This window comes from Providencia sp. PROV174 (genome assembly GCF_028480685.1).
Classification (GTDB): Bacteria; Pseudomonadota; Gammaproteobacteria; order Enterobacterales; family Enterobacteriaceae; genus Providencia; species Providencia rettgeri.
On record NZ_JAMPOT010000032.1, the window covers coordinates 1 to 2,891 of the forward strand.

The 2,891-nt window shown below is 52.0% G+C and carries 1 rRNA gene; it reads left to right on the forward strand.

What is annotated here, in order from left to right:
- Positions 1-24 precede the first annotated feature (24 nt).
- A 23S ribosomal RNA gene (locus PSE60_RS20515) occupies positions 25-2,891 on the forward strand; the annotation flags it as partial.

Consider the following 2,891-nt stretch of genomic DNA (forward strand, 5'->3'; position numbering starts at 1 on the left):
TAAGAAGACACCTTCGGGTTGTGAGGTTAAGCGACTAAGCGTACACGGTGGATGCCTAGGCAATCAGAGGCGATGAAGGACGTGCTAATCTGCGATAAGCGTCGGTAAGGTGATATGAACCGTTACAACCGACGATTTCCGAATGGGGAAACCCAGTGCAATTCGTTGCACTATCGTTTGATGAATACATAGTCAAACGAAGCGAACCGGGGGAACTGAAACATCTCAGTACCCCGAGGAAAAGAAATCAACCGAGATTCCCCTAGTAGCGGCGAGCGAACGGGGAGCAGCCCAGAGTCTTAATCAGCATTAGCATCAGGAGAACGGTCTGGAAAGGCCGGCAGTAAAGGGTGATAGCCCCGTATCCGAAGGTGTTGGTGTTGTGAACTCGACGAGTAGGGCGGGACACGTGTTATCCTGTCTGAATATGGGGGGACCATCCTCCAAGGCTAAATACTCCTGATTGACCGATAGTGAACCAGTACCGTGAGGGAAAGGCGAAAAGAACCCCGGCGAGGGGAGTGAAATAGAACCTGAAACCGTGTACGTACAAGCAGTGGGAGCCTTGATTTATCAGGGTGACTGCGTACCTTTTGTATAATGGGTCAGCGACTTATATTCTGTAGCAAGGTTAACCGTATAGGGGAGCCGTAGGGAAACCGAGTCTTAACTGGGCGAATGAGTTGCAGGGTATAGACCCGAAACCCGGTGATCTAGCCATGGGCAGGTTGAAGGTTGGGTAACACTAACTGGAGGACCGAACCGACTAATGTTGAAAAATTAGCGGATGACTTGTGGCTGGGGGTGAAAGGCCAATCAAACCGGGAGATAGCTGGTTCTCCCCGAAAGCTATTTAGGTAGCGCCTCGTGAACTCATCTTCGGGGGTAGAGCACTGTTTCGACTAGGGGGTCATCCCGACTTACCAACTCGATGCAAACTACGAATACCGAAGAATGTTATCACGGGAGACACACGGCGGGTGCTAACGTTCGTCGTGAAGAGGGAAACAACCCAGACCGCCAGCTAAGGTCCCAAAGTCATAGTTAAGTGGGAAACGAAGTGGGAAGGCTCAGACAGCCAGGATGTTGGCTTAGAAGCAGCCATCATTTAAAGAAAGCGTAATAGCTCACTGGTCGAGTCGGCCTGCGCGGAAGATGTAACGGGGCTAAACTATGCACCGAAGCTGCGGCAGCGATATGTAAATATTGTTGGGTAGGGGAGCGTTCTGTAAGCCTGTGAAGGTGTACTGTGAGGTATGCTGGAGGTATCAGAAGTGCGAATGCTGACATAAGTAACGATAATGCGGGTGAAAAACCCGCACGCCGGAAGACCAAGGGTTCCTGTCCAACGTTAATCGGGGCAGGGTGAGTCGACCCCTAAGGCGAGGCAGAAATGCGTAGTCGATGGGAAACGGGTTAATATTCCCGTACTGGTGATAATTGCGATGGGGGGACGGAGAAGGCTAGGCTATCCGGGCGACGGTTGTCCCGGTTTAAGGATGTAGGCAGGTGAATTAGGCAAATCCGGTTCACTACATGCTGAGGTCCGATGACGAGTCACTACGGTGATGAAGTAGCTCATGCCCCGCTTCCAGGAAAAGCCTCTAAGCTCTAGATTATCATTAATCGTACCCCAAACCGACACAGGTGGTCAGGTAGAGAATACTCAGGCGCTTGAGAGAACTCGGGTGAAGGAACTAGGCAAAATGGTGCCGTAACTTCGGGAGAAGGCACGCTGGCGCTAGGTGAAGTCCCTTGCGGATGGAGCTGAAGCCAGTCGCAGATACCAGCTGGCTGCAACTGTTTATTAAAAACACAGCACTGTGCAAACACGAAAGTGGACGTATACGGTGTGACGCCTGCCCGGTGCTGGAAGGTTAATTGATGGGGTTATCCGTAAGGAGAAGCTCTTGATCGAAGCCCCAGTAAACGGCGGCCGTAACTATAACGGTCCTAAGGTAGCGAAATTCCTTGTCGGGTAAGTTCCGACCTGCACGAATGGCGTAATGATGGCCAGGCTGTCTCCACCCGAGACTCAGTGAAATTGAACTCGCTGTGAAGATGCAGTGTACCCGCGGCAAGACGGAAAGACCCCGTGAACCTTTACTATAGCTTGACACTGAACATTGAGCCTTGATGTGTAGGATAGGTGGGAGGCTTTGAAGTGTGGACGCCAGTCTGCATGGAGCCAACCTTGAAATACCACCCTTTAATGTTTGATGTTCTAACGTAGCCCCGTTATCCGGGGTGCGGACAGTGTCTGGTGGGTAGTTTGACTGGGGCGGTCTCCTCCCAAAGAGTAACGGAGGAGCACGAAGGTTGGCTAAGCATGGTCGGACATCATGCGGTTAGTGCAAAGGCATAAGCCAGCTTGACTGCGAGAGTGACGGCTCGAGCAGGTACGAAAGTAGGTCTTAGTGATCCGGTGGTTCTGAATGGAAGGGCCATCGCTCAACGGATAAAAGGTACTCCGGGGATAACAGGCTGATACCGCCCAAGAGTTCATATCGACGGCGGTGTTTGGCACCTCGATGTCGGCTCATCACATCCTGGGGCTGAAGTAGGTCCCAAGGGTACGGCTGTTCGCCGTTTAAAGTGGTACGCGAGCTGGGTTTAGAACGTCGTGAGACAGTTCGGTCCCTATCTGCCGTGGGCGTTGGAAGATTGAAAGGGGCTGCTCCTAGTACGAGAGGACCGGAGTGGACGCACCACTGGTGTTCGGGTTGTCATGCCAATGGCATTGCCCGGTAGCTAAGTGCGGAAGAGATAACCGCTGAAAGCATCTAAGCGGGAAACTTGCCTTGAGATGAGTCTTCCCTGACCCTTTAAGGGTCCTAAAGGAACGTTTAAGACTAAGACGTTGATAGGTTGGGTGTGTAAGCGTAGCGATA